This is a genomic window from Allobosea sp. GW821-FHT09G06 (assembly GCF_059416005.1).
The window spans coordinates 182,038-207,484 of sequence record NZ_JBWKOI010000002.1 but is presented as its reverse complement, the minus strand read 5'-3'; the positions used below and the strand labels follow the sequence as shown (position 1 = coordinate 207,484).

The following is a 25,447-nucleotide window of genomic DNA, read 5'->3' as shown; positions in this document are numbered from 1 at the left end:
AAGGACTAGCCATGACCTCACCGATCCTGACCGTCTCGAACCTCACGACCTCCTTCCGGGTCGAAGGCCAGTGGAAGTCGGTCGTCCGCAACCTCTCCTTCGACATCAAGCCGAAGGAGACGCTCGCGGTCGTCGGCGAATCCGGCTCCGGCAAGAGCGTGACCGCGCTGTCGATCATGCGCCTGACCCCGCCCGGCTCGAGCAAGATCGAAGGCTCGATCAAGCTCAACGGCAAGGAACTCCTGACCCTGCCGGATTCGGAGATGCGCCATATCCGCGGCAACGAGATCGCGATGATCTTCCAGGAGCCGATGACCTCGCTGAACCCGGTGCTGACCATCGGCTTCCAGATCGCGGAAGCCCTGATCCTGCATCGCGGCCTGTCGCGCTCCGAGGCCGAGGCCGAGACGATCCGCCTGCTCGAGAAGGTTCGCATTCCCGCGGCGAAGTCGCGCTTCCACGAGTATCCGCACCGCTTCTCGGGCGGCATGCGCCAGCGCGTGATGATCGCGATGGCGCTGGCCTGCAAGCCGAAGCTCCTGATCGCCGACGAGCCGACCACCGCGCTCGACGTGACCATCCAGGCGCAGACGCTGGAGCTGATCAAGACGCTGCAGGAGGAGGAAGGCATGTCCGTCCTCTTCATCACCCACGACATGGGCGTCGTCGCCGAAATCGCCGACCGCACGGTCGTGATGTATAACGGCGACGAGGTCGAGACCGGCGCGACCGAGGACATCTTCGCCAGCCCGAGGAAGCCCTATACCAAGGCGCTGATCTCGGCGGTGCCGCGCCTCGGCTCGATGATCGGCAAGGGGCGGCCGATGCGCTTCCCGGTCGTCGACCGCAATACCGGCGAGTCGGACATCCCGACCGAGACGCCCGACACCGTCCAGGCGGCCGAGCGCCCGGTGCTCGAAGTCGCCGGCCTCACGACCCGCTTCGAGATCCGCGGCGGCCTGCTCTCCTCGGTCCGGGGCCGGGTGCACGCGGTCGAGAACGTCTCGTTCAGCCTGAAGGCCGGCGAGACGCTGGCACTGGTCGGCGAATCCGGTTGCGGCAAGTCGACGACCGGCCGTTCGGTGATGCGCCTGATCGAACCGCTTGCCGGTTCGGTGCTGCTCGACGGTGTCGACGTGCTGAAGCTCAGCCAGCATGACCTGCGCGAACAGCGCAAGCGCATGCAGATGATCTTCCAGGATCCGTTCGCCTCGCTGAACCCGCGCATGAACGTGGGCACGGCCGTCGCCGAGCCCCTGCTGATCAACAACCTCGCCACGCGCAACGAAGCGCGCGACAAGGTCGCCGACCTGCTCAAGCGCGTCGGCCTGCAGCCGGAGATGGCCAACCGCTTCCCGCACGAGTTCTCGGGCGGCCAGCGCCAGCGCATCTGCATCGCGCGTGCGCTCGCGGTCGAGCCGCGCCTGATCGTGGCGGACGAGGCGGTCTCCGCGCTCGACGTTTCGGTGAAGGCGCAGGTGGTCAACCTGATGCTCGACCTGCAGGCCCGCATGGGCCTGGGCTATCTCTTCATCTCGCACGACATGGCGGTGGTGGAGCGCGTCAGCCATCGCGTCGCGGTGATGTATCTCGGCGAGATCGTCGAGATCGGCCCGCGCGAGTCGATCTTCCAGAACCCGCAGCACCCCTACACCAAGCGCCTTCTGGCGGCGGTTCCGATCGCCGATCCGGCCCGTCGCCTGCAGAAGCGCCCCGTCTCGAACGACGAGATCAAGAGCCCGGTCCGCCCGGCCGATTACGTGCCGCCGGTGCGCCAGTATCGCGAGGTCTCGCCGGGCCATGCCGTGATGATCTGGGGCGAGGAATGGGAAAAGAAGGACCCGGCCGCCATCGCGGCCTGAGCCTTCCGAAGCCTGAGACGATCAGCCCGCGGCGCGAGCCGCGGGCTTTTTTTGTTGGGCGTGGTTAGCGATCATTCTCAATCGCTGCTGAACCGAGCGGCGGAGCACTGCAGCGCGAGAAGATGGGCTAAAGTCTGCCTTGTTCGGCTCAATCCAAATCAGCCAGGCTGCCTCATTGTGGTCGGCGAGAAGCTCTCGAATTGAGGCAGTCGACCGAAGCGAATGGCACGGGCAGAATGTTGGGATTGGGTTACGCGAAGCGCGTCGCTCTAAGTTTCGTCTTTGCAGTTGTATTGGCCGGCTGTGTTACCACTCCCCCGCCCATTTCGGCCGATGAAGCAAGAACCTGGAAGGTCGTCTCGGTTGAGGGCGCTCTGGCGCTGGTGGCTTCCTCAGCCTGGATGTCGGTCAAGTATGATTTCATGAAAGCCAACGGGCTTGAAGACAAGGTCACCTACGGCGACCGAGATACGCCTACGCGTGTTATCGAAGCTGAGCTACCTCGCGAACAGTTTCGTGCTTACATCGCCGCTCAGTTTTCCGAACGCGTGAAGCAGTCCTTCACATCAAAGATGCAGCGCGAGTTCGCTGGCAACCGCCCAGTAAAAATTGTTGTGACTATGCACCAGGCTCAAATTCTGGACCCCGGGCGCCGCTTTTTGGCGATGCTTGTTGCCGGGCAATCCGGAAACCAGAACACACTACTAGCCCACATCGACGTCATTGACGCTCGCTCTGGCCAAGTATTGGTCTCATATCCCCGCACGTTGGTAACCGGGGTAGGCGGTGGTCCGAGTTTCGATTTCAGTGGTGGTCCGATTATCGAGGACGACCCGATGCTGCGGATGGTAAATCAGCTCCGCGAGCAGTTTTTGCGATGGATACTCCGGCCAGCGTAGCTGGTCGCGTGCGCCATGTTTCGGCATGCGCCTGCACCGGGTCGCAAGCACGCATACTCAACGGCCGCGAAGAAGGGTCGATAGCTGTCGTTACCAGCCTCACCTTGAAAAGTAACCCTGAAGGCTGAGCTCTCCCTCAATCCGGAATCCGCTCCCAGTCCTTCAGCCACGGCGCGGCCGAGGCATCGCTCGGCGCCCTCCAGTCGCCCCGCGGCGAGAGCGAGCCGCCGGAGGAGACCTTCGGGCCGTTCGGCACGGCCGAGCGCTTGAACTGGCTGGTCTCGAAGAAGCGGCGGATGAAGACGCCGAGCCAGCGCTTGATCACCGGGAGGTCATAGGCGACGCGCTTGCCCGCCTCCATATTCGGCGGCCAGTCCCCTGCTCCGGCATCGCGCCAGGCGTGCTCGGAGAGGAAGGCGATCTTGCTCGGCCGGAAGCCGTAGCGCGTCGTGTAGAACAGGTTGAAATCCTGCAACGCATAGGGCCCGACGAAATCCTCGGTCTTCTGCGCCGGCTTGTCGCCGTCGCCCGGCACCAGCTCCGGCGAAATCTCGGTCGCGAGGATATCAAGCATCACGTCCGAGGCCTCGGCGCCGAAGCGGCCGGATTGCGCCACCCAGCGGATCAGGTGCTGGATCAACGTCTTCGGCACCGAGCCGTTGACGTTGTAATGCGACATGTGATCGCCGACGCCATAGGTGCACCAGCCGAGCGCCAGCTCCGACAGGTCGCCGGTGCCCATCACCAGGGCGTTGTGCCGGTTGGCGAGGCGGAAGAGCACGGAGGTGCGCGCGCCCGCCTGCACGTTTTCAAACGTAATATCGTAGACGGGCTCGCCCCTGGCGAAGGGATGGCCGATATCGACCAGCATCTGCCGGCAGGCTGGCGTCATGTCGATTTCCTCGGCACTGACGCCGAGCGCCCGCATCAGCCGCCAGGCATTGTCCTTGGTACCCTTGCTCGTTGCGAAGGCCGGCAGCGTGTAGGCGAGGATGTTCTCGCGGGGCAGCCCGAGCGCGTCGAAGGTGTGGGCCGCGACAATCAGGGCCTGCGTCGAATCGAGGCCGCCGGAAACGCCGATCACGACCTTGTCGAGCCGCGTGCTCTCCAGCCGCTTGCGCAGCCCGTGCGACTGGATGTTGTAGGCCTCGAAGCAGAGCTCGTTCAGCCTTGCATCGTCGTTGGGCACGAAGGGAAAGCGCTCGACCTCGCGGGCAAGGCCGAGATCACTGTCGCGGTCCGGCTCCAGCGCGAAGGCGATGCGGCGGAAACCGAGCCGATCGCGGTTCACATCGGCGCTGTCGCCGAAGGTGTTCTGGCGGATGCGGTCCATCGCCAGCCGTTCGAGATCGATATCGGCGAGGATGAGCTGCGGCTCGGCAGCGAAGCGCTCGGCCTCGGCCAGCAGCGCGCCGTTCTCGTAGATCATCGCCTGGCCGTCCCAGGCGAGATCGGTGGTCGATTCACCGGTGCCGGCAGCGGAATAGGCGTAGGCCGCGATGCAGCGGCCGGAATGGGCCTTGCAGAGCGCGTGGCGCCAATCTGACTTGCCGATGGTGACGTTGGACGCCGAAAGGTTGAGCAATAGCGTCGCACCGGCGAGCGCGGCGTAGGAGGAAGGCGGGATCGGCGTCCAGACGTCCTCGCAGATCTCCATGTGGACGACGAAATCCGGGATATCGCTCGCCGCCAGCAGAATGTCGGTGCCGAACGGCACTTCCTGCCCGCAGAGGTCGATATAGAGGGCGCCGGCCCGCTCCCCCGAGGCGAACTGGCGGCGCTCGTAAAATTCGCGGTAGTTCGGCAGGTAGGTCTTCGGTACGGCTGCGAGGATACGTCCGCGATGGATCGCGACGGCGCAGTTGAACAGCCGCCCCTCGACCCGCAAGGGCGCACCGACGACCGCGACACAGCGCAAGCTGCGGCTTTCCGCGACGAGCCGCGCCAGCGCGTCGTTCACCGCATCGAGCAAGGCGTTCTGCTGGAGCAGATCGTCGATGGCATAGGCGCTGATGCCGAGCTCCGGGAACAGGCAGAGCGAGGCAGCGCCTTCGTCGGCGCGCCGCAGCATGGCGACGGTCTCGGCCACGTTGAAGGCGGGATCCGCCACCTTCAACCGCGGCGCGGCGCAGGCGATGCGGACGAAACCGTGAGCGTGGATGTTGCGGAACGTCATGGAAACCTCACGAAGCGACCCTGCCCCGCGATCGTCGGCCGAGCAAGGCACGCACCAATCATAGCTGCCTACCTGCCCGCAAACAGACGCCGGGCAACAGATTGCATATATCAGCTACGGCCGATCTTCAGCAGGGAACCGTTCAGAAACACCCGCGTATCTTGGGTGTCGAAGGAGTCATATCGATGCGATCTTTCTTACGGAACATCGCCCTCGCCGCAATCGCGCTATGGGCATCACATGCCAATGCACTGCCATTGGCGCAGATGCCTATCAGCTCCGGCATTACCGAGGTTCAGCTGCAGTGCACGGCCGCAAGTTGTATCGACCCTCGAACCGGCGTCTATACGCAGTCGACTTGTGACCGCTACGGCTGCCGCCCGATCAGTGGGCCTGTCGGCCGGATCGGCGGCGGCGGCGGTTATGGCGGCCGCGATTATGGTGGCCGCGGTTATGGTGATAGTGGAGACTACCGCGGCGGTTATGGTGGCGGCGGTGGCTTCGACTGCAATCCGAGCCGCTGCATCGATGGCAATGGCCGCGTCTGGGAAAGCACCTGCAACCGCCGCGGTTGCCGGCCTCTGCGTCCCGCACGCGGGCCACGCTGGTAGCGGTCCGCTTACTCCCCTCAGACGTGACGAGGGGCAGATATTTGATCGATGGGTTTGACTTGGAATTGACGATCGCAAGTTGAAGCGGTTCAACACTGGGGCGATATTGATCGTCTCGTTGTGATTGTTGTCATCCGTCAGCCCGTGCGCCCCATGTTCGCAGGTTGACATCCTTCTAAGGCAGCGGCAAAGCCACTCGCAAACATTGCGCGCCGGCCTCGGCGCGCTTTCCCACGCAGAAAGCCGATCATGTCTTCAGCATCGACAACGTCAGCCGTTTCCGGCGGAATCGAGAAGCTGAGCGATCAACTCGCGCGCATCGCCGCGAAGAGCTACCGGATCGGCATCATCGGTCTCGGCTATGTCGGCATTCCGCTGGCGCTGACTGCCTGCAAGGCCGGCTTCCAGGTCGTCGGTTTCGATATCGACGCCAAGCGCGTCGCGCAGATCAACCGCGGCGAGAGCTTCATCAAGCATATCCCGACCGAGGCGATTGCCGCCGCGATCAAGGAAGAGCGCTTCCGCGCCACGACCGATTTCGACGAGCTACGCGACGTCGACGCCATCATCATCGCCGTGCCGACCCCTTTGACCAAGCATCGCGAGCCCGATCTCAGCTATGTCGAGGCGACGGCCCGGGCGATCGCGCCACGCCTGCGCAAGGGCCATCTCGTCGTCTTGGAATCGACGACCTGGCCCGGCACGACCGACGAAATCATGCGCCCGATCTTCGAGAAGACCGGCCTGAAGAGCGGCGTCGATTTCTACCTCGCCTTCTCGCCCGAGCGCGAGGACCCCGGCAATCCGGATTTCGGCACCTCGACCATCCCGAAGGTCGTCGGCGGCGACGGCGCGGATGCGCTGGAGCTGGCCAATGCGGTCTATGGCGCGCTCGTGGTCAAGACCGTGCCGGTCTCGTCCTCGGCCACCGCCGAGGCGGTCAAGCTGACCGAGAACATCTTCCGCGCCGTCAACATCGCGCTCGTGAACGAGCTCAAGGTGATCTACGGCAAGATGGGCATCGATGTCTGGGAGGTGATCGACGCCGCCAAGACTAAGCCCTTCGGCTTCATGCCGTTCTATCCGGGCCCCGGCCTTGGCGGGCACTGCATCCCGATCGACCCGTTCTACCTGACCTGGAAAGCCCGCGAGTTCGACGTCACCACCCGCTTCATCGAGCTCGCCGGGCAGATCAACACGGCCATGCCGCATTGGGTGGTCGACCGGATCGCCGAGGCGCTCGACCGCCAGCAGGGCCGTGGCCTGAGCAAGGCCAAGATCCTGGTGATGGGCATCGCCTACAAGAAGAACATCGATGACATGCGCGAGAGCCCCTCGCTGCGTCTGATCGAGCTGCTCGAGGAGCGCGGCGCCAAGGCCGATTACCACGACCCGCATGTGCCGGTGATCCCGCCGACCCGCGAACATGCCAACCTGACCGGCCGTGCCTCGGTCGCGCTTTCGCCGGAGACGATCAAGGGCTATGACGCCGTGCTGATCGCGACGGACCATGACGCGGTCGATTACAAGGCGCTCGTCGCTGCCTCACGCCTCGTCGTCGATACGCGCAATGCCTGCGCCAAAGCCGGCCTGACCGGCGATAATATCGTCAAGGCCTGAGCCGCGACGCCCCGGGAAACGCCAGAGACCAACGCCATGACGTCATTCGCACTGATCGGTGCCGCCGGCTATATCGCGCCGCGCCATATGAAGGCCATCAAGGCCGTGGGCGGCGACCTGAAGGTCGCTTTCGATCCCAACGATTCCGTAGGGATCATCGACAGCCATTTCCCGCAGGCGCATTTCTTCACTGAGTTCGAGCGCTTCGACCGGCATGTCGACAAGCTGCGCCGCCGCGACGAGCGCATCGACTATGTCGCGATCTGCTCGCCGAACTACCTGCACGACGCCCATATCCGCTTCGGCCTGCGCGCCGGCAGCGACGTGATCTGCGAGAAGCCGCTGGTCCTGAACCCCTGGAATATCGACGGGCTGATCGAGATCGAGCGCGACTCCGGCCGCAAGGTCAACACGATCCTGCAATTGCGCCTGCACCCGGCGATCCAGGCGCTGAAAGAGCGTGTTGCCGCCTCCAACGAGCGCCATTCGGTCGACCTGACCTACATCACCTCGCGCGGGCGCTGGTATCACGCGTCCTGGAAGGGCGACGATTCCAAGTCCGGCGGCGTCGCCACCAATATCGGCGTCCATTTCTTCGACATGCTCGCCTATGTCTTCGGCCCCCTGCAGTCGCAGACCGCGAACCTGCGCGAGGGCGAGCGCGCCGGCGGCCTGCTCTCCTATGAGAAGGCCGATGTGCGCTGGTTCCTCTCGGTCGATGCCAACGACCTGCCCGACAGCGTCAAGGGCCAGAAGACGACCTATCGCTCGATCACCATGGACGGCGAGGAGGTCGAGTTCTCCGAGGGGTTCACCGACCTGCATACCCGCAGCTACGAGGAGATCCTCGCCGGCAAGGGTTACGGCCTCGAGGATGTGCGCTTCTCGATCGAGGTCGTCTCGCAGTTTCGTAACGCCCCGGTCGTGACCGCCGGCGAGACGCATCCTTTCGTCGCCAAGTACCTCAAGGGCTGAAGCATGGCCGGCGCGTCGCAGATGCGGGAAGACCCGCGCTTTCCCGGCGCGCTCATCCATGAAAGCGCCTATGTCGACGAAGGCGCGGCACTCGGCGTCGGCACCAAGATCTGGCACTTCGTGCATGTGCTCGGCCAGACCACGATCGGCAAGGATTGCGTGCTCGGCCAGAACGTGATGGCCGGGCCGCGGGTGACGATCGGCGACGGCTGCAAGATCCAGAACAATGTCGCGCTTTATGACGGCGTCGAGCTGGAGGCGGACGTGTTCTGCGGCCCGTCCTGCGTCTTCACCAATGTCAACAACCCGCGCGCCTTCATGAACCGCAAGGCGGAGTTCCGCCGCACGCTGGTGAAGCGCGGCGCGAGCATCGGCGCCAATGCGACCATCGTCTGCGGGCACACGCTGGGCGCGTATTGCTTCATTGCCGCGGGCGCGGTGGTGACTAAGGATGTGCCAGACTATGCTCTGATGGCCGGCGTACCGGCACGTCGGATCGGCTGGATGAGCAAGGCCGGCGAGAGGCTTGGGCCGGACCTGAGCTGCCCGCTGACTGGAATGCGCTATCGGGAAACCGGCCCGGAGCAGCTTGAGGAGATTGCCTGATGAGCGAGCGTCCCACGATCGAGTTCATCGACCTCAAGGCCCAGCGCCAGCATATCGGCAAGGCGATGGACGAGGCCATCCTCAAGGTCGTCCATGACGGCAACTACATCCTCGGTCAGCAGGTCCAGCAGTTCGAGACCGGGCTTGCCGCCTTCTGCGGCGCGAAGCACGCGATCGGCGTCGCCAACGGCACGGACGCGCTGATCCTCGTGCTCGAAGCGCTCGGCATCGGCCCCGGCGACGCGGTGATCTGCCCGAGCTTCACCTTCGCCGCGACCGCCGAGGTCGTCGCCTGGATGGGGGCTACGCCCGTCTTCGCCGAGATCGACGAAGCGACCTACAACATCGACCCGAAGGGCCTGGGGGCCGCGCTGGAGACGGCGAAGCAGCACAAGCTCACGCCCCGCGCCCTGATCACCGTCGATCTCTTCGGCCAAGCCTGCGACTACGAGCCGATCGAAGCCTTCTGCAAGCAGAACGGCCTCGTGCTGATCTCGGATTCCGCGCAGGGCTATGGCGCCCGCTACAAGGGCCGCGTCGCCGGCGCGATCGGCGATTTCGCGACCACGAGCTTCTTTCCGGCCAAACCGCTCGGCTGCTATGGCGATGGCGGCGCGATCCTGACCGACAGCGACGAGCATGCCGCGCTGCTGATGTCGCTGCGCTTCCACGGCAAGGGCTCGTACAAGTACGACAATGTCCGCGTCGGCGTGAACTCGCGGCTCGACACGATCCAGGCCGCCGTGCTGATCGAGAAGCTTAAAGTCTATGCCGAGGAGATCGAGAAGCGGCAGGTCGTGGCGCAGCGTTACACCGCGGCGCTGAAGGATCTCGTGGTGACGCCCCATGTCATGGCCGATTGCGTCTCGACCTGGGCCCAATACACCATCCGCGTCGCCGCCGACCGCCGCGACGCCTTCCAGGCGGCCCTTAAGGCCAAGGGCGTGCCGACCACGGTCTATTACCCGAAACCGTTGCACCAGCAGACCGCCTACAAGCACTATCCCGTCGCCGGAAACGGCCTGCCGATCTCCGAGCGCGTCGCGCAGGAGGTCGTCGCACTGCCGATGCACCCCTATCTCGACGAAGAGACACAGGACTACATCATTACGCAGGTTCTGGAGGCTCTGGCCGCGCCGACGGCCGCGGTAGCATGAGCCGGCCGCTACGGCTGGCGTATCTCTCCCTCGAGACGCCGCGGCCGGGCCAGGCGTCGCAGACCCATATCGACGAGGTCATAGCCGGCCTCAAAGAATGCGGCTGGCAGGTCGAGCTGTTTGCGACGAACAGCGGCGGCGCCAGCGCGCGCTCGTCGTTTCTCCGCCGCCTCGTCGGCTATGGAAGAACGCAGGTCGCACTTGGCGTGCGCCTGCCTGAATTCGACGCCGTTTTCATCCGCTCGCACTTCATGGCGCTGCCACTGACACTGTGGGCGCGCTGGCGCGGCATTCCCGTGATTCATGAAATCAATGGCACGCCTGCCGATATCGGCGTGACCTACCGCTGGTTGAAGCCGCTTTCCCCGCTGTTCTCCTGGCTTTACCGCACGCAGTATCGAAGCGCCGCACATCTGCTCGCGGTAACGCCCGGGCTCGTGAGCTGGGTCAAGACCTTTGCCGGCCATGACCGCGTCACTCTGGTTTCGAACGGTGCCAACACCGATCTGTTCAAGCCGGAAGGTGCTCCCAGCCCCATCGAGGGCCGATATGTGGTCTTTGTCGGCGGTCTCGTCGCCTGGCACGGCATCGACACCATGCTGGCCGCCTTGAAAGAGCCGGACTGGCCGGCCGACCTGCGGCTGGTCATCGTCGGCGACGGCATCGAACGCAGCAAGGTCGAACAGGCGCTCGCCGATCAAAAGCTGCTTTGGCTGGGCCGGCAGCCTTACGATGCCGTTCCGGCCATCGTGCGCGGCGCCCTGGCATCGCTTTGCGTCATCGAAAACCAGGACGGTCGCTCCACTTCGGGCGTGGCGCCGCTGAAACTGTTCGAGGCCATGGCTTGCGGGGTTGCCGTCATCACCAGCGATCTACCATTCCAGGCCGACCTCGTCCGCGATGCCGATGCCGGGCTGATTGTGCCGGCAGGGGTTGCGCCAGCTATCGCGTCTGCCGTGAAGAGCCTCTCCGATACCCCCGAAAGAGCCCGGGTACTAGGCCGCAACGGCGCGACCTATGTGGCCCGCGAGGCGAGCTGGCACCATCGCAGTCAGGAGATCGATCGCCTTCTACGCTCGGTCATCTCGCAGTAAATTGTGAGCGCGACTCGACCTCTGCTCGATGTGGATTTCTTGAGACATTCTCCAATTTCGACGCATATTCTGCAGATCAGGATTGCATTGCGCCCCGGAAGTGATAGCGCCAACCGGCCTTGCTCAAGAACGTCAAAAGAGTGGACCGAGGGAACGGCTGCGCCGACATGACTGCCCTCCCCCGCAAGCCGGCACCTTCCACCGAACATTCCCGGTCCCAACCATGACTCGGATTGCACTCGTCTGCGTTTCACCTCTGCAGCATGATTCACGCGTATTGCGCCATGCGGCGCTCCTTGTCGGCGCCGGTTATGACGTACGCATCTTCGCGCAAGCTCCCCTGCCCGCCGTACCGCCCGCACCCGTCACCGTTATTCCCGGCCCTGGCAGCGACACGCGCGTGCGTCTCGGCATGGTGCTCCGTCAGGCGCCCGCCTCCCTTGTCCCCGCCAGTGCGGACCTCCTCTACTGGCTTTCGCCAAGCCGACTGACGACGCGCGGGGACCTGCTCCGCTTCAAGCCAGATCTTGTCATCGCCAATGACTGGCGGGCCCTCCCCCTCGCCTTTGCGGCCAAGCGTGCCTGCGGGGCTCGCATCATCTATGACAGCCACGAATTCGCTCCCGAGGAATTCGCGGATAGCTGGCGCTGGCGCGTTCTCGCCCGGCAACATGTTGTGCGTATCGAGGATCGCTATATCCGCGAGGCCGATGCGGTCGCGACGGTGAGCGACGGCATCGCCGATGCGCTCGCGCAGCGCTACGGCCTGCCCCGGCCGACCGTCATCTCCAACACACCCGCCTGGCAGGCGACGGTCTTCCGCCCGACGGCACGCACCATCACCGTGCTCTATCACGGCGCCGTCGTACCTCGCCGCGGCCTGGAAACCCTGATCGAGAGCGTTGCGCTCTGGCCGGATGGGTTCCGTCTCGTGATCCGCGGCCCCGCCCAGGGCGGCTTCGACCAGCATCTGCGCAATCTCGTCGGCCCGCTCAGCGAGCGTATCGCTCTCGAGCCACCGGTTCCGCCTGATCAGCTGATTTCCACCGCCGCCCAAGCCGATATCGGCGTCTTCCTTCTGTCGAACAGCACGACGCATGCGCGCTTCGCCATGCCCAACAAGATCTTCGAGTACATGCAGGCGGGGCTGATGGTAATCAGCAGCGACTTGCCGGAGATCCGCAGGATGATCGAGACCGCAGGCTGCGGCACGCTGCTCTCGGATGATTCCCCAGAGGGTATCGCGACCTGCCTGGCAGGCCTAGATACCTCTGGGATCGATACCTGCAAGCGTGCTGCCCTCGCACGAGCACAAGACATCAACTTCGAGGCCGAAGGCGGCAAACTGCTCGCGCTGGTCGCCCGTTTGGCGCCAGCTGAGATGCCCTGACCTCTAGAGCAGCTCCGCAATTCCCTGAAGCGCGGAATTGCCCCAGGCCATTGTTTTAATGCATTTTTTCTTGTGAACCGGTTTCCGCTTCGCTCGAAAATGCTTTAGCCGCCCGCGGTTGCAGGCCAGTTCATTGCGCGGCGGACTGCCGAGCCTCCGCAGTACCCGCCACCGCCTGTTCGATCGCCGCGAAGAGGCGATCCGCCTCGGCCTCCCAGTTTAGCAGCTTCGCAGCCTCGAGCGCGTGTCGCTTGTGAATGTCGATCGCAGCACGATCGAAACCATTGATTGCCGCTGCGATCGCTTGCGGCGTGACGTCGGGGATCGAGCGGCCAAGGTCATGCTGCCGCAGCAGCGCCGTCATCTCCGGCAAATCGGAGACGCAGAGTGCCAAACCAGCCATCGTGTACTCGAAGAACTTGTTCGGCAGGACATGGACGTTCTGCTTCGAATGTCCTGGCAGCGCGAACAAGCCGATATCGAAAAGCGCCGCCTCGCGGACCAGGTCGATCATCGGGACGGGCGGAGCCAGCGTGACGCGATCTCCGAGACCTACCGCCTTGATCCGAGCGGCCAGCGCCTCGAGATATTCGGCTGGACCCGGCCCACGGATCGTCAGCTTAAACTCCGGGCTCCAGAGCGCGACGCTGTCGATGCAGGCCTCCAGCCCGCGCCCGACATTGACGACGCCGTGGTAGAGTACTTGGATCGTCTCACCGCAAGGCCTGTAAGGATATGCCTCGTAACGCGGCATGTTTCGGATGAGCAGCGGCTTCTGCGGCAGTCCGTAGAGCTCATGCAGGCGGTCAGCGATACCTTGGGATACACAGCTCGTCACGGCAGAACCTGCAATCCCCCCTCGTTCGATCGCCGCGATGACAGGACGCTGGGTCAGGCGCCAGAGGAGGCGATGGGCATACTCGTCGACCGCAAGCTCATGCGTGTCGTAGGCGTAGGGAACACCCTGCTCGGCCGCGAGCCGCCGCGCGATCGGCAACGCCGTCCAGTCGTTGGCGAGCCAGATATCCGCCTGGCGGCGGCTAGCGACATCGTAGAGCCTCTCGAAGCGGTCGTTGAGGGTCCAGTAGGTGGCGTCGGCATGCTTGGAATTGACGTAGACCAGTGCCAAATCCTTGGCGCGCACGACCCTCCTCAAGACGGGAAAGAGCGTGCGGCCGAGAACCCGTCCAGCCAGCGCCCGTGCCGCTGGGTGCCAGGCACGTGGAAGCCAACGCAACGCCTGGTCGAATGTATCCGGTGCGCGCACCGACGCGGCAACTTCGCCCCTATCGCCATCAACCTCCGTAGCCATCCCATCTGGAACGGCAGACGCGTCCTCGAGCCCAGCAATAGATGCTCCGCCGACGCCGGAATCAATCGCCAGACACTGCCATGGCGGTTGCTGCGAACGGGCATCCGGCAAGCCGATCGCAACGACATCCCATCCGCGCGAATGGAAAAGATCGCCCTGTCGGCGGACCCTTGGATCGTCCGGGATAGCTGAAAAGCAGATCAGTCCGATGCGCCGCCGCCGCGCTGCCGAAAGGGGCATAATCGAGGCATCCTCCAAAACATCACTCCCGGCAGCAGCCTGCAGGCCGAGGCCCATCGTGGCGCAATACGGACGGTTCGCGCATCACTCCAGCCCGGAGCGACAAGTATCCGTTACGTCAGCCCCGACCGCCTCAGCCGACGCGCAACCCGACGCGCCAGCGGCAAGATGGCAGGTACTGCAGCGAGCAGCCGGCGCACCGCCGGAGAATAGGCAATACCACGCAGCGTCCGGCCTCCAACCGCCGAGAACCGCAGCCTGAACAGCAGCCTGAACAGCAGCAGTCTCGCGGCGAACCTTTGCTTCAATGGCAACCTCGGCAACACTGTCGCGCTCAGTTCGGCGATCCACTTATGAGTGGCGCGCTCCATCTGCAGGCGATCTGCATCATAGACTTCATTCAGGCGCCTGAGCCACTCGATCAGGTGGAAGTAGCCATCTTTCTCATGCTGCAACATATTCTGCAGCGCTTCCGCGCTCGCGTCTTCCGCGCCGAGCGGCAACGCTGCCTCGAATGCAACACGAGCCGTCCGGCGCTGCTGCAACGCCGACATCATCTCGGCATCATAGTCGGCCAATAGGCGTGAGATCCCACATTCCGCCAGCGTGAAGAACGGTCGGGGCGTCACCTGAGCAGCGTGTTCCAGACGGTCGATCATCCCTCCGTAGTTGCCGAGCAAACGGTTGATCTCATTCTCAAAGATCGAACGAAGATGGTTGAACTCTTCCATCAATCTGTCGAATTCGCGCCCGTAGACTGCTGCCTCCGCAGCATCGACCCGCAACCGAAACCCCCTATTGCCCAATGGTGCAGATGTTGCTGGCTCCGCGATCATGCCGGATCGATATACAGGCACGGTCGGTGGCATCGTAGCTCCGGTCCGCTCGTCGCGGTTCCAAGACTTCTGCGCGGACCTTTCCTCGATCGCGGCCACGATCCCCGCATAAAATGCCTGGTAGGTGAAGCGGCCCGATCCGACCAGGTGATCGAAAGCGCGCTGGGTCATCGCCTCAAGCGCCGGCAGATCCTTCAGGCGCTCAAGGACCGTGTCGACGTTGGAGAAATCCTTCTCCAACGAGATGTAGTGCAGATCCGGCGCGATGGCGTCCGAATAGCGCCCCTTGAAGAGGACCATCGGCGTGCGCATCATCGCGCATTCGAAAACACGCGGAGAAATCTGCCCCATTTCGATTTCGCCGTCGCGATCGACGACGATAGGCAGGAAATCGGCATAGCTTGGCGGCACGCCGCCATTGGCGGCCGTCATCTCCTTGAAACGGGCTTCGATACTGCCGTCGAAATCGAACACGTTGGAGCCCGATTCCGAACCGAGCATGGCTCGGCAGTTCCCGATGAAATCAAACCACGCCGTGCCGTAAATGCGACTGGCCTCGTCCATCGCGATATCGTTCCCGATGCCGCGGGCATCGCAGTGCTCTTTCATCCGCCGCCCGATCTCGAACTTGTCGAAGCCGAGGCGCCCATAGCGGCCGCCGATATCCCGCCCGCGATAGCCGATGAAGATCGTGCGCTCCGCCAGCGGCTTGGGAGAAGGCAGCTCGGCCATGAGGGTTTCAGCGACGTAGCCCGTGAAAACCGTAATGAAGGTCACACCGGGGAATTCGGCTCGAGGATATACATGGTCGAGGCTATCTTGCGGCACGCAAGTGAGGACGATGTCGAAACCTAGATCCTTGATTGCCGCCTTGAGCGTATCAGTGCGGTCATATTCGTCCTGGACAGCCAGGACCTTGACACCATGGAATGCCCTGAGCTTTTCACGATAACTGTCTGAAACATAACCTTCGAAGCAAAGGCGAGCGCAATAGCTGTGAAAAACCACATCATAGCTATCGAAATCGAATTCGACCGGCGCGTGATGCGTGACGTGAACGAAGTCGGTATCGAAGCCGCAAAACCTCTTGAACGCGACCAAATAGTCGAGCGTCGTCTGAACATGCGTGCTCGACATCGAGTAAGCTACCAGCGCGCGCTTCACGCTCGACAAATCAACATCCTCTTCTTCGTGTTGCCGTGAGATAGGTGGAAGCGAGATCGCTGGTCAAGCACCGAACACCACTCCCCAGAGCAGTGCTGCATTCTCACATCGCAAGCTCGTTGCCACAGGATTCGTCGCACCGAGCCGCCACGGAATTGCGTTGTGTGCGGCCATCTTCTATTCGCAACAGAGCAGTCGGGCACACTGGTTGCCACCCGTCATCGGAACGATCATGCCTCAGATTTTCACCGTCCTCGGCGCCAGGCCGCAATTCATCAAAGCCGCCCCTGTCAGCCGCGCACTGGCGGAAGCAGGCATGACGGAAGTCATCGCTCATACCGGCCAGCATTTCGACGCTTTGATGTCAGACGTCTTCTTCGAGGAGCTGGCGATCCCGAAGCCCGCCTACAATCTGGAGATCAACAGCCTCGGCCACGGCGCCATGACAGGCAGGATGCTCGAGAAGCTCGAAGAGGCGATGCTGGCCGAGAGGCCGGATATGGTGCTGGTCTATGGCGATACCAATTCGACGATAGCCGGCGCGCTTGCCGCGTCGAAGCTAAATATCCCCGTCGCGCATGTGGAGGCGGGTCTTCGCTCGTTCAACCGGCGCATGCCGGAGGAGATCAACCGGATCATCACTGACCATGTCAGCGCACTGCTGTTCTGTCCGACGCAGACCGCCATGCAGAACCTGAAAAACGAGGGCATCGTCAAAGGCGTCCACGCCACCGGCGACGTCATGTTCGATACGACCATCGCCGCCGTAGCGCGCGCGAAGGGGCGTTCGACGATCCTCGATGATCTGAAGCTGACCCCGAGGCACTATTCCGTCGCCACGATCCACAGGGCCGAGAATACGGACGATCCCGCGCGCTTTGCCCGCGTCGTCGCCTGGCTCGAGGACGCGGCCCGATCCACGCCGATCATCATGCCCGTCCATCCGCGCACCCGCAAGCTGCTCACACAGCGCGGCGTCGTACCGGCCGGCCTGACGCTGATCGACCCCATCGGCTATCTCGACATGGCCTGGCTGGTCAATCAATCAGTCGCCGTATTTACCGATTCCGGGGGCCTGCAGAAGGAGGCCTATTTCCACGGCGTCCCTGCCGTCACGTTGCGGGACGAAACCGAATGGGTCGAGACGGTGGTGGCCGGCTGGAATCGCCTCTGGACCAGTTCCGGCTATGCGCCGCGCCGGGATATCCCGGACTATGGAGACGGCAACGCGTCCAAGCTGATCGCGAAACTGATCCGGGACACACTCGAAGCCTAGGGCACTCCATCGCGAGCGGAGCGCGATTGAAAGCCACCCCGGAAGCAGAGGTCTGCGGCGTCGGCCTAAAGACAGTGGCCCATCTGCCGCTGCGGGGCGGCCATTGCCAGCTCAGCCAAGAGCGTAGTTACGACATGGCTGAAAATGGGCTTTCAAGCCCATACTTTCCACGGCGCCTGTCCAGAACTCCAAAGGCCTTCAAGGAAATTCTTGTCGCGCAGCGTGTCCATGGCCGCCCAAAAACCATAGTGGCGATAAACCGCCAGACGGTCACGTGCGGCCAGTGCTTCCAACGGGCCGCGCTCCCATACCGTCTCGTCCCCGGCGATGAGGTCAAATACGCTGGGCTCGCAAACGAAGAAACCGCCACTGATCCAGCGCCCGTCGCCGCGTGGCTTCTCGATGAAAGCCTTAACCCGATCACCTTCAAGATCAAGTTGACCGAAGCGTCCGGCGGGTTGGATCGCGGTCACGGTGCAATCCACACCCTGCTCCTGATGGAAGGCGACAAGCGCCCCGAGGTCGACATCGCTGACTCCGTCGCCGTATGTCAGACAGAAGGTACCGTCGAGATGCTCACGCACTCGGGCAATGCGCCCTCCGGTCTGCGTCGCCTCGCCAGTGTCGATCAAAGTGGCACGCCATGGCTCAGCATTGCGTTGATGCACCTCCATCGTGTTGGCCTTCATGTCGAAGGTCACGTCGGACATGTGCAGGAAGTAGTTCGCGAAATACTCCTTGATGACGTAGCCCTTGTAGCCGCAGCAGATCACGAATTCCGTGATGCCATGCGCACCATAGAGCTTCATGATGTGCCAGATTATCGGCCTTCCACCGATCTCGATCATCGGCTTGGGGCGAAGATAAGATTCCTCGCTGATGCGCGTGCCAAACCCGCCGGCCAGTATCACAGCTTTCATGGCTGATCTCGCACTCCAAGCTCCTACCGAGGCAGGGCCGCTCTACCCTCTCCCGCTCTAAGCCGCAAGGCGAGGGCTTTCGCATCAAAGGCGACATCTGATATCACGCCCGTACATAAGCGACAGGCGAGACTATGAAGACGCGCCTCGCCTTGCAGGGAAGCACATGATCCGTCCTGAATTCTGGAATGGCAAGCGCGTCTTCCTTACCGGGCATACCGGCTTCAAGGGGGCATGGATGAGCCTGCTTCTCGCCAAGCTGGGCGCGCAGGTGACGGGCTACAGCCTACCTCCAGAAACCTCGCCGAGCCTATTCGAACTGTCAGGCGGGGCGCAGGCCGTTCATGCTCATGTCACTGCCGATATCCGTGACCAAGCCGCGCTGACCGACGTCATGCAGCGGGCGAAGCCGGAAATCGTGATCCATATGGCTGCGCAAGCACTGGTTCGTCGTTCATATCGCGATCCCGCGGAAACCTTCGATGTCAATGTGATGGGGACCGCTTATCTCCTTGAAGCGATCGGCAAGACGCCTGAGGCGCGAGCCGTCATCATCGTCACCACCGACAAGGTCTATGACCTTTCCGCCGAGACCTGCCCGCGGAGGGAAACGGACGCGCTGGGGGGGCACGATCCCTACAGCGCGAGCAAGGCTGCCGCCGAAATCCTCGTCCAATCCTGGCGCCAGAGCTTTTTCGGCGCACGGCCGAATGCTCGCCCCGCCGCTATCGCCACCGCGCGTTCCGGTAACGTCATTGGCGGCGGCGACTGGTCGCAGGATCGAATCGCCCCCGATCTCGTCGCGGCTTTGTCGGCCGGGCGAGACGTGGAGCTGCGCTATCCGGACAGCGTACGGCCCTGGCTCTACGTGCTGGATAGTTTGACCGGCTATCTCATGCTAGCCGAGCGCCTGCATGCCGATGCGGATGGATTTGCCGAAGCCTGGAACTTCGGCCCCCTCGCCGGTGAGGAGATGTGCGTGCGTGAAGTCGTTTCGCTGTTCGCCCAGGAATGGGGCAGCCGCGGCGGGTGGCGCATGGCGGATGGCCCGCAACCGGCGGAGGCTCCTCTGCTGCGGCTTGATCCGAGCAAGGCCGTTGACCAGCTCGGCTGGCGGCCATCCCTCAGCCAAGCTGAGGCTATTCGCGAGGCGGCGGCTTGGTATCGTGCTTTCCTCACGCAAGAGGCCGACGCCGTCAACCTGAGCCACACTGCCATCGAGCGGCACCTATTGCGCATCAGCCAGGCGAAGCCGGCGGCATTTTGAAAGTACATAACCTTGTCGAGATATGAGCAACAGCCGTCATCGGCCGGTCGGCCTAGGTTCTCCGTATTGATTCCGACCCGGGATCGACCTGCCTACGTCAAGAATGCCCTGGAAAGCGTCCTGAACCAAAGCTTCGACAATTTCGAGGTCGTCGTCTGCGATAATTACAAGAACATCTCGTGCAAGGCAGAGGTCGAAGCCTTCGCCGACAAGCGCATTCGCTATATCACCCCCCCCTCCTCCCTTGCTATGCACGACAACTGGGAGTTCGCCATCGATCAAGCTTGGGGCGACTTCGTGCTGGTCCTGATCGACAAGACGCTTCTACGCCTGAACGCGCTGGAGCGCCTGCAGGCAGCTACGCAGAGCCATCCGGCGGAAGTCTATTCTTGGACCTCGGATGCCTATTACCTGACGCATGAGCAGGAAGGCGATGTGGGGCGAGGCTTTCTGGTGCCCGTACGCGGGGCAGGCGAGCCATTCTATGTCGACAGCAAGCAGGAGATGGCCGCGCGCGTCTCCTTCCATCAGCGGCTCGGCACCGAGGGGCCTGCCTATGCCTACGGCAAGATCTGCTTCGGAGCCTACTCGCGGACGTTGATCGAACGCGTCAAGCAACGCTTCGGCAAGGTCTGCCCGCTGATATCGCCCGACTACACGTCCAAGACCGTAGCACTGCTTTCGACGGACAAACTTGTAGATCTCAACAATTCCTACACCGTGAGTCTGAACACGAGCATATCCAACGGCATGCTATTTTCACAGAACACGGCCCATGCCCGACGCTTCCTTACAGAAGGCGGGTTCTCGGCTGCAGATTTTTCCGATCTACCCATTCCGCATGTGTTCTGCTCGGTTCACAACATCTGCGCCTATGATTGGCGGATGATCGATCAAGCCGTTCCGGGCCATGACTACAAGTCACAAAGCTTGGATCTCGCGGCTCTGTACGTCCAGACGCAGTTGGATCTCGCCGCCATCCAGAACTGGGCCTCGGAAGAGGAAAGGCAAGCGATCGCCGGCCACATGCAGGCATTCCTGCACAAGGCCCCGCTAGAGATTCGAGAGCGAATTCTCACCTTCCGCACGCAGCTCGCGGACGAGGCGAACAGCAAGCGCGAGGAGGCTGCAGCAACTCGCGAAAGCGCAGCCAAAGCCCATGAAGATTGGCTCAAGGATCGCGAGGAGCAAGTCACTTTTCGCGAGAAGGCCGCTCTTGACCGCGAAGAAGCGATCAGATCGCACGAAGCTGTCGTTCACCGCATCGCAGCATGGCTCGCGCCGGTGGCAGGGCTCTATCGGCAGCTGAACCGTGTCCGGCGGGCAATGTCCGCTTCGCCGGAAAGCCCCGAGCACAGCAAAGCCACACTTACAGCGTCGACCGCGGCCGACGCCCTTGAACCCACACCAGGTTTGGTGGTGAACGGCTATCCTGCTTTTGGCTCAACCCTCGCTGCCCTGCGCTACGCCGAGAGCGAATTCTATCGTTATCCGCTCCCGAAACCGGCGCCCGCTGGCATGTTCTGACAAGCCTTCAGCTGATCCGCTTGAGGAAGCCGTCCGGGGCGACAGTGATCAGCAGTTTGTTCTCGATCGCCTTGTCGATGACGAACTGTTTGTTGTTCGCGAGGAACTCACGGACAGCGGTCTTGGCGTTGTTCCCCCGGCTCCAGGGCCTGTCTGCGAACATCTCTTCAGGCAAATCTTCGATAACCGTATCGAAAACGACGCAATAGCTGCCGACGCTTGCCATCGGCGCATAGGCTTCTAACTCCGCGAGCACGTGCTCGTGGGTGTGATTGCTGTCGAGACTGACGAGAACCGATTGCGCGTCGCCGACGAGGGCACGCACCTGCTCGACAATGTGGGTATCCACGGACGAGCCCTGCAACATTGTGATGCGCTGCGCCAATGGATGCGCTTCGATCGCCTCGCGGTTGTGCTGGCGGATATCGATGTCCACGCCGATGACCTTGCGCTTCGGTGTCGCCGGATCCAGCTTCTCCCCCACCTGCGCAGCCTCAAAGAGATCGAGCATGGCGAGCAACGAGGCCGAAAGGATCAGCGAGCCTCCATGTGCAATGCCGGTTTCAACGATGACATCGGGCTTCACTGCCCAAACCAGCTCCTGAAAGGCGACGATATCCTGAGGATATTGGATGATCGGGCGACCAAGCCAAGAGAAATGATATGAATATTTCGCGGCGTTCGCGGCCGTGAACCAGTCACGCGTCAAAGCCTTGAGCTGAGCATTATCGCCTTGCGCGGCGATTTCATGCTCGCACTCTTCCAGAAAGCGCTGATGCGGGTCGATCATCTTACTTCCTTTATCGAGACTGTGATCTCGTATGTCCGGCCGCCATCTGCAAAACGGCAACCCGGCTTTCCAGGGAATGTCCGAGCGCGCAAGCGATTCAACAGGTCGCGGGGCGTGGTGGGTTCATCGAGCGCGATCCAGGAAGCCGCCTCGAGCTCACTGGCACGATGGAATGATCCCATTGTCAGGTCCTGCGATGCTGGCGTCAGCCGCCCGGTCAGCAGGTGCGGATATGTATCCTTCAACAGCCGAACCATTGCCGCCCCAGCACGCAGATACAGCGTCTCGCCCGTATCTTCCCAGCCATATGGGAGCTCCGACTGGGCGACAATCGGGCCAGTGTCGATTCCATCCTCGACTTTATGAAGCGTCACCCCGAAAGGCGCCTGCTCGACGATAGCCCAGAAATTATAGTGCTTACCGCGGTTAAATGGCAGCAGGCTAGGATGGGTATTGATGAAGCCATGCTTCGGCAAGCCTATCAAGGGCGCCTTGATGATGTGTGGCCACCACAACAGCAGGCCGAGATCAAAGCTCAGCTCACGCTGCCTCACCAAGGCGAAGAGTTGAGCGCTGCCTTCGAAAAAAGCAGTTGGGACGTTCGCGGCTTGCGCAGCAGTGCTGATCTTATTCTCGTTGGTGGTTACGACCAGCCCAAGATCAGCTCGATGATGCTCGATGAGCCACTCGACACACTCCGCTCCGACGGAGCCATCCGCCAATACCAATACTCGTGTCATGTCACGGTCACTGTGCCGACGGCCGTGCAAGTTGGCGCAGCACGGTGGCAACACGTTCGAGGTCTTCCTCAGTCATGTCGTGGTAGCTTGGCAGATTGATGGCCCGCTCGGGGATATCGTAAGCGATCTTATTCGTCGCGACCGGCGTAAACATGGGGAGCGAGGACAGCGGGTGGAAGAATACCCGCGCGTCGATGTTCGCCTCACTGAATGCCGCCTGCATCACTTCGCGAGAGACACCGCTTTCGCGATCGAACACGACGGTCGGCATCCACGCTCCATTCTGCGTACCTGACGGCTCCGGATTCATGGACAGAGACTGCAGATCGGCAAGTGCGGCCTTGTAGCTGGTCAGGATCGCACGCTTGCGGGCGACGAGTTCGTCGATCCGTTCAATCTGAGCCAATCCGATGGCAGCCTGAATGTTCGACATCTTATACTTGAAACCGACCATGTCAGGCCAAAACTGCTTTGGCTGACCGCGCGCACGGCCATGGTTCGACAAGGTCAGCACATGTTCGTACAGCGCGCTGTCGTTGGTGACGAAGGCGCCGCCTTCGCCGGTGGTCAGCGTCTTCGTGCCATGGAAGGAAAATGCGCCGAACGCACCCATGCTGCCTGCTCGCCTGCCGTGATAGATCGAGCCGAGGGCCTCTGCTGCATCTTCGATTAGGTGGAGATTGTGCTTGTCGGCCAGTTCCTGCAGTGCGCCCATGTCGCACAAGTTGCCATAGATATGAACGGCGAGGATCGCCTTGGTGCGCGGCGTGATTGCCGCAGCGACCTTTTCTGTCGACAGACACCAACTGTCGATGTCGATGTCGACGAACACCGGCGTCGCCCCCAGATGAGCGATCGGGGCTGCACTTGCTACCCAATTTGTGTCGGCGAGGATGACCTCGTCGCCCGGCCCGATGCCGAGCGCCGCCATACCCATGTGCAGCGCGCCGGTGCAACTCGATGTGGCAATGGCATGCTTGACGCCCAAATGCCCGGCGAAGGCCGCCTCGAACTTGTAGATATAGTCGTAGCAGCGCTCGCCCCAGCCGTTCCGGGCCGCGTCAGTCGCATAGTCCACTTCGCGCGAAGTAATGGACGGCTTTGTATAAACAATGCGCGCGCTCATAGGACACTCAATTCCGGTACAGCCGTGACGAACCTCGTGCCTTGCGCGGCCAAAGGAGCCAGCTGTGCGCGAACCTCATCAGCGATGTTCCAAGGCAGGATGAGCACATAATCCGGGCGGTGCTCGGACAGCGCCTGCGGCGGCAGGACGGGGATGTGACTGCCCGGCATGTAGCGCCCCTGCTTCGCTGGCGCGGCATCACAGATGAAGGGCAGAAGATCGCGCTTCACTCCTGCGAAATTCAGCAGGGTGTTGCCCTTGGCTGCCGCTCCATAGCCCACGACGGATTTTCCCTCACGCTTGGCAGAGAGAAGGAAGGAGAGCAGATCATCCTTCACCCGCTCGGCACGTCGCTGGAAACCGTCATATGGTACAGTTTCAAGCAGGCCGCGCTTTTCTTCCTCGGCCAGCAACGCAGCCACGGCGGACCGCACCGAATGGCCCGCCTGCGCGCGGCAACCGTAGATTCGGAGGCTGCCGCCATGGGTCGGCAACTCCTCGACGTCGAACACACGTAACCCTGCATCCTCGAAGATGCGCTTCGCCACCGACAGCGAAAGGTAAGAGAAATGCTCATGATAGGTGGTGTCGAACTGGCAGTGCTCGATCAACCGCATGAGGTGCGGGAATTCCAGCGTAATCACGCCCTCGGGCTTCACCAGAGCCGCAAGTCCTCGGGTAAAATCGTTGATGTCCGGCACGTGAGCGTAAACATTATTGCCGATGACGAGATCGGCGACACGACCTTCGGCGGCAAGGCGCCTGCCCGTGGCTTCGCCGAAGAACTCGCCTAGAACGGGAATGCCGAGTGCCTCGGCTACGCTAGCCGTGCCGGCCGTGGGTTCGATGCCGAGGCAGGGAATGTCGCCCTCGACAAAATTGCGCAGAAGGTAACCGTCGTTGCTGGCAACCTCTACGACGAAACTTGCCGGCGTCAGACCGAGGCGCTCCGTGATCATCGCGCAATATCGCGCAGCATGATCGAGCCAGCTCTTCGAAGTCGATGAGAAATAGGCGTAGTCAGCCTTGAACATCTCGTCTGCGACGGCGTGGTCCTGGGTCTGCACCAGACGGCAGCTGTCACAGGCGAAAAGGCGCAACGGATAGGTGATTTCAGCTCTGTCGAGATCGGCCTCGTTCAAATAGGCATTTGAAAGAGGCGCATGACCCAGGTCGAGGAAAACACGCGACAGCGGAGTTTGGCAGTGACGGCAGTTCATGGGCTTAAAAGCTTCAAATCCGATAATTTGGGAAGCGAGGCATCGCGCGCCGAAAGCCCGGTCACATCAAGCGGCCAAGGAATGCCCAGCGCGAGATCAAGAGCGTTGAGACCAGCCTGTCGGAGGGGATCGAACATCGTATCGTGCAAATACAGAAGCTCGGTATCCGGTTCAAGCGCTTGAAACCCGTGAGCAAAGCCCGCGGGAACGTAGACCATGCTTCTGTTGACAGCCGTCAACTCGAGACCGGTCCAACGCCCGAAATGAGGCGAGCCTGCTCGGATATCCACGAGAACGTCAAAGATCGCTCCGCGAATGCAGCGCACGAGCTTGGCTTCGACGGAGGGCGCGGTCTGATAATGCAGGCCTCGCAGGATACCCGCCTGCCTGTTATAGGAAATATTGGCCTGAACCCAGTGTGTCGGGAGGCCGTGAGCCGCGAACTCCTTCGTGCAAAATGCGCGAGCGAAGAAGCCGCGCTCATCCTCTCGCCTCTCCAAGTCGATCCGATACGCATCGGTCATGTCGTCAGCCGAAAATCCAAGCGGAGTGAAAATCATAGCACGCTCGTGTCTGCGTTGCGGGGATGCCGCTGCGCCGGGCGAACAAGGGCAGGACGTTTGCAATCGCCGCGATAGC

The 25,447-nt window shown here is 62.3% G+C and carries 20 protein-coding genes; 11 read left to right on the top strand and 9 right to left on the bottom strand.

Translation table 11 applies throughout. From position 1 onward, the window contains the following. Positions 1-11: 11 nt before the first annotated feature. Together AC07NY_RS11175 and AC07NY_RS11170 are read left to right on the top strand one after the other, a co-directional pair. Positions 12-1,862, top strand: coding sequence for an ABC transporter ATP-binding protein (locus AC07NY_RS11175; protein ID WP_494583898.1), 1,851 nt, complete (start codon positions 12-14; stop codon positions 1,860-1,862). 245 nt (positions 1,863-2,107) lie between these two features. Continuing rightward, positions 2,108-2,761: a hypothetical protein gene (locus AC07NY_RS11170; RefSeq protein WP_494583897.1), complete on the top strand. Its 654-nt coding sequence runs from the start codon at positions 2,108-2,110 to the stop codon at positions 2,759-2,761. 136 nt (positions 2,762-2,897) lie between these two features. Here the strand turns inward: AC07NY_RS11170 and AC07NY_RS11165 are convergent, their stop codons facing one another. After that, entirely contained in the window at positions 2,898-4,937 is a 2,040-nt protein-coding gene (locus tag AC07NY_RS11165; protein ID WP_494583896.1) for an NAD(+) synthase, read from the bottom strand. Positions 4,938-5,797: 860 nt separating this feature from the next. Between AC07NY_RS11165 and AC07NY_RS11160 the strand changes: the two genes are divergently transcribed. From AC07NY_RS11160 to AC07NY_RS11135, 6 genes are all read left to right on the top strand, one after another. Further along, positions 5,798-7,168: a nucleotide sugar dehydrogenase gene (locus AC07NY_RS11160; protein ID WP_494583895.1), complete on the top strand. Its 1,371-nt coding sequence runs from the start codon at positions 5,798-5,800 to the stop codon at positions 7,166-7,168. Between the two features lie 36 nt (positions 7,169-7,204). Continuing rightward, positions 7,205-8,143, top strand: a complete 939-nt coding sequence (locus AC07NY_RS11155) for a Gfo/Idh/MocA family oxidoreductase (RefSeq protein ID WP_492287562.1) — start codon at positions 7,205-7,207, stop codon at positions 8,141-8,143. A 3-nt stretch (positions 8,144-8,146) separates the two neighbouring features. After that, positions 8,147-8,749: an acyltransferase gene (locus AC07NY_RS11150; RefSeq protein ID WP_494583894.1), complete on the top strand. Its 603-nt coding sequence runs from the start codon at positions 8,147-8,149 to the stop codon at positions 8,747-8,749. Further along, positions 8,749-9,906: a DegT/DnrJ/EryC1/StrS family aminotransferase gene (locus AC07NY_RS11145; RefSeq protein WP_494583893.1), complete on the top strand. Its 1,158-nt coding sequence runs from the start codon at positions 8,749-8,751 to the stop codon at positions 9,904-9,906. The genes AC07NY_RS11150 and AC07NY_RS11145 overlap by 1 nt, the downstream gene beginning before the upstream one ends. Next, on the top strand, positions 9,903-11,000 hold the full coding sequence (locus AC07NY_RS11140; protein ID WP_494583892.1) for a glycosyltransferase family 4 protein: 1,098 nt from the start codon (positions 9,903-9,905) through the stop codon (positions 10,998-11,000). Before AC07NY_RS11145 ends, AC07NY_RS11140 begins: the two co-directional genes overlap by 4 nt. Positions 11,001-11,277: 277 nt before the next feature. Further along, on the top strand, positions 11,278-12,390 hold the full coding sequence (locus AC07NY_RS11135) for a glycosyltransferase (protein ID WP_494583891.1): 1,113 nt from the start codon (positions 11,278-11,280) through the stop codon (positions 12,388-12,390). A gap of 130 nt (positions 12,391-12,520) precedes the next feature. Here the strand turns inward: AC07NY_RS11135 and AC07NY_RS11130 are convergent, their stop codons facing one another. Together AC07NY_RS11130 and AC07NY_RS11125 are read right to left on the bottom strand one after the other, a co-directional pair. Beyond that, positions 12,521-13,999 (bottom strand): glycosyltransferase, encoded by a 1,479-nt coding sequence (locus AC07NY_RS11130; protein WP_494583890.1) that lies wholly within the window; start codon positions 13,997-13,999, stop codon positions 12,521-12,523. 56 nt (positions 14,000-14,055) lie between these two features. Next, the gene (locus AC07NY_RS11125) at positions 14,056-15,951 is read right to left on the bottom strand and encodes a hypothetical protein (protein ID WP_494583889.1); all 1,896 of its coding nucleotides are present in this window, start codon (positions 15,949-15,951) and stop codon (positions 14,056-14,058) included. Between the two features lie 223 nt (positions 15,952-16,174). Between AC07NY_RS11125 and wecB the strand changes: the two genes are divergently transcribed. Further along, a complete protein-coding gene (gene wecB / locus AC07NY_RS11120; protein WP_494583888.1) occupies positions 16,175-17,218 on the top strand; it encodes a non-hydrolyzing UDP-N-acetylglucosamine 2-epimerase in 1,044 nt (347 codons plus the stop codon). Between the two features lie 152 nt (positions 17,219-17,370). Here the strand turns inward: wecB and rfbF are convergent, their stop codons facing one another. Continuing rightward, the gene (rfbF, locus tag AC07NY_RS11115) at positions 17,371-18,138 is read right to left on the bottom strand and encodes a glucose-1-phosphate cytidylyltransferase (protein ID WP_494583887.1); all 768 of its coding nucleotides are present in this window, start codon (positions 18,136-18,138) and stop codon (positions 17,371-17,373) included. A gap of 166 nt (positions 18,139-18,304) precedes the next feature. Here rfbF and rfbG point away from each other — a divergent pair, with 166 nt between their 5' ends. After that, positions 18,305-19,405, top strand: coding sequence for a CDP-glucose 4,6-dehydratase (rfbG, locus tag AC07NY_RS11110; protein ID WP_494583886.1), 1,101 nt, complete (start codon positions 18,305-18,307; stop codon positions 19,403-19,405). 66 nt (positions 19,406-19,471) lie between these two features. Next, positions 19,472-20,932: a glycosyltransferase family A protein gene (locus AC07NY_RS11105; RefSeq protein WP_494583885.1), complete on the top strand. Its 1,461-nt coding sequence runs from the start codon at positions 19,472-19,474 to the stop codon at positions 20,930-20,932. Between the two features lie 7 nt (positions 20,933-20,939). On the opposite strand, the gene AC07NY_RS11100 is transcribed toward AC07NY_RS11105, so the two are convergent. The 5 genes from AC07NY_RS11100 to rfbC are packed head-to-tail and all read right to left on the bottom strand — an operon-like array spanning position 20,940 to position 25,368. Continuing rightward, positions 20,940-21,719 carry a cephalosporin hydroxylase family protein gene (locus AC07NY_RS11100; protein ID WP_494584667.1) on the bottom strand — a complete coding sequence of 260 codons (780 nt, stop codon included), beginning with the start codon at positions 21,717-21,719 and terminating at the stop codon, positions 20,940-20,942. Next, positions 21,719-22,462 (bottom strand): formyltransferase family protein, encoded by a 744-nt coding sequence (locus AC07NY_RS11095; protein ID WP_494583884.1) that lies wholly within the window; start codon positions 22,460-22,462, stop codon positions 21,719-21,721. Before AC07NY_RS11095 ends, AC07NY_RS11100 begins: the two co-directional genes overlap by 1 nt. A gap of 7 nt (positions 22,463-22,469) precedes the next feature. Further along, positions 22,470-23,588 (bottom strand): DegT/DnrJ/EryC1/StrS family aminotransferase, encoded by a 1,119-nt coding sequence (locus tag AC07NY_RS11090; RefSeq protein ID WP_494583883.1) that lies wholly within the window; start codon positions 23,586-23,588, stop codon positions 22,470-22,472. Then, a complete protein-coding gene (locus AC07NY_RS11085; RefSeq protein WP_494583882.1) occupies positions 23,585-24,808 on the bottom strand; it encodes a class I SAM-dependent methyltransferase in 1,224 nt (407 codons plus the stop codon). Before AC07NY_RS11085 ends, AC07NY_RS11090 begins: the two co-directional genes overlap by 4 nt. Next, a complete protein-coding gene (gene rfbC, locus AC07NY_RS11080) occupies positions 24,805-25,368 on the bottom strand; it encodes a dTDP-4-dehydrorhamnose 3,5-epimerase (protein WP_494583881.1) in 564 nt (187 codons plus the stop codon). The genes AC07NY_RS11085 and rfbC overlap by 4 nt, the downstream gene beginning before the upstream one ends. Positions 25,369-25,447 lie beyond the last annotated feature (79 nt).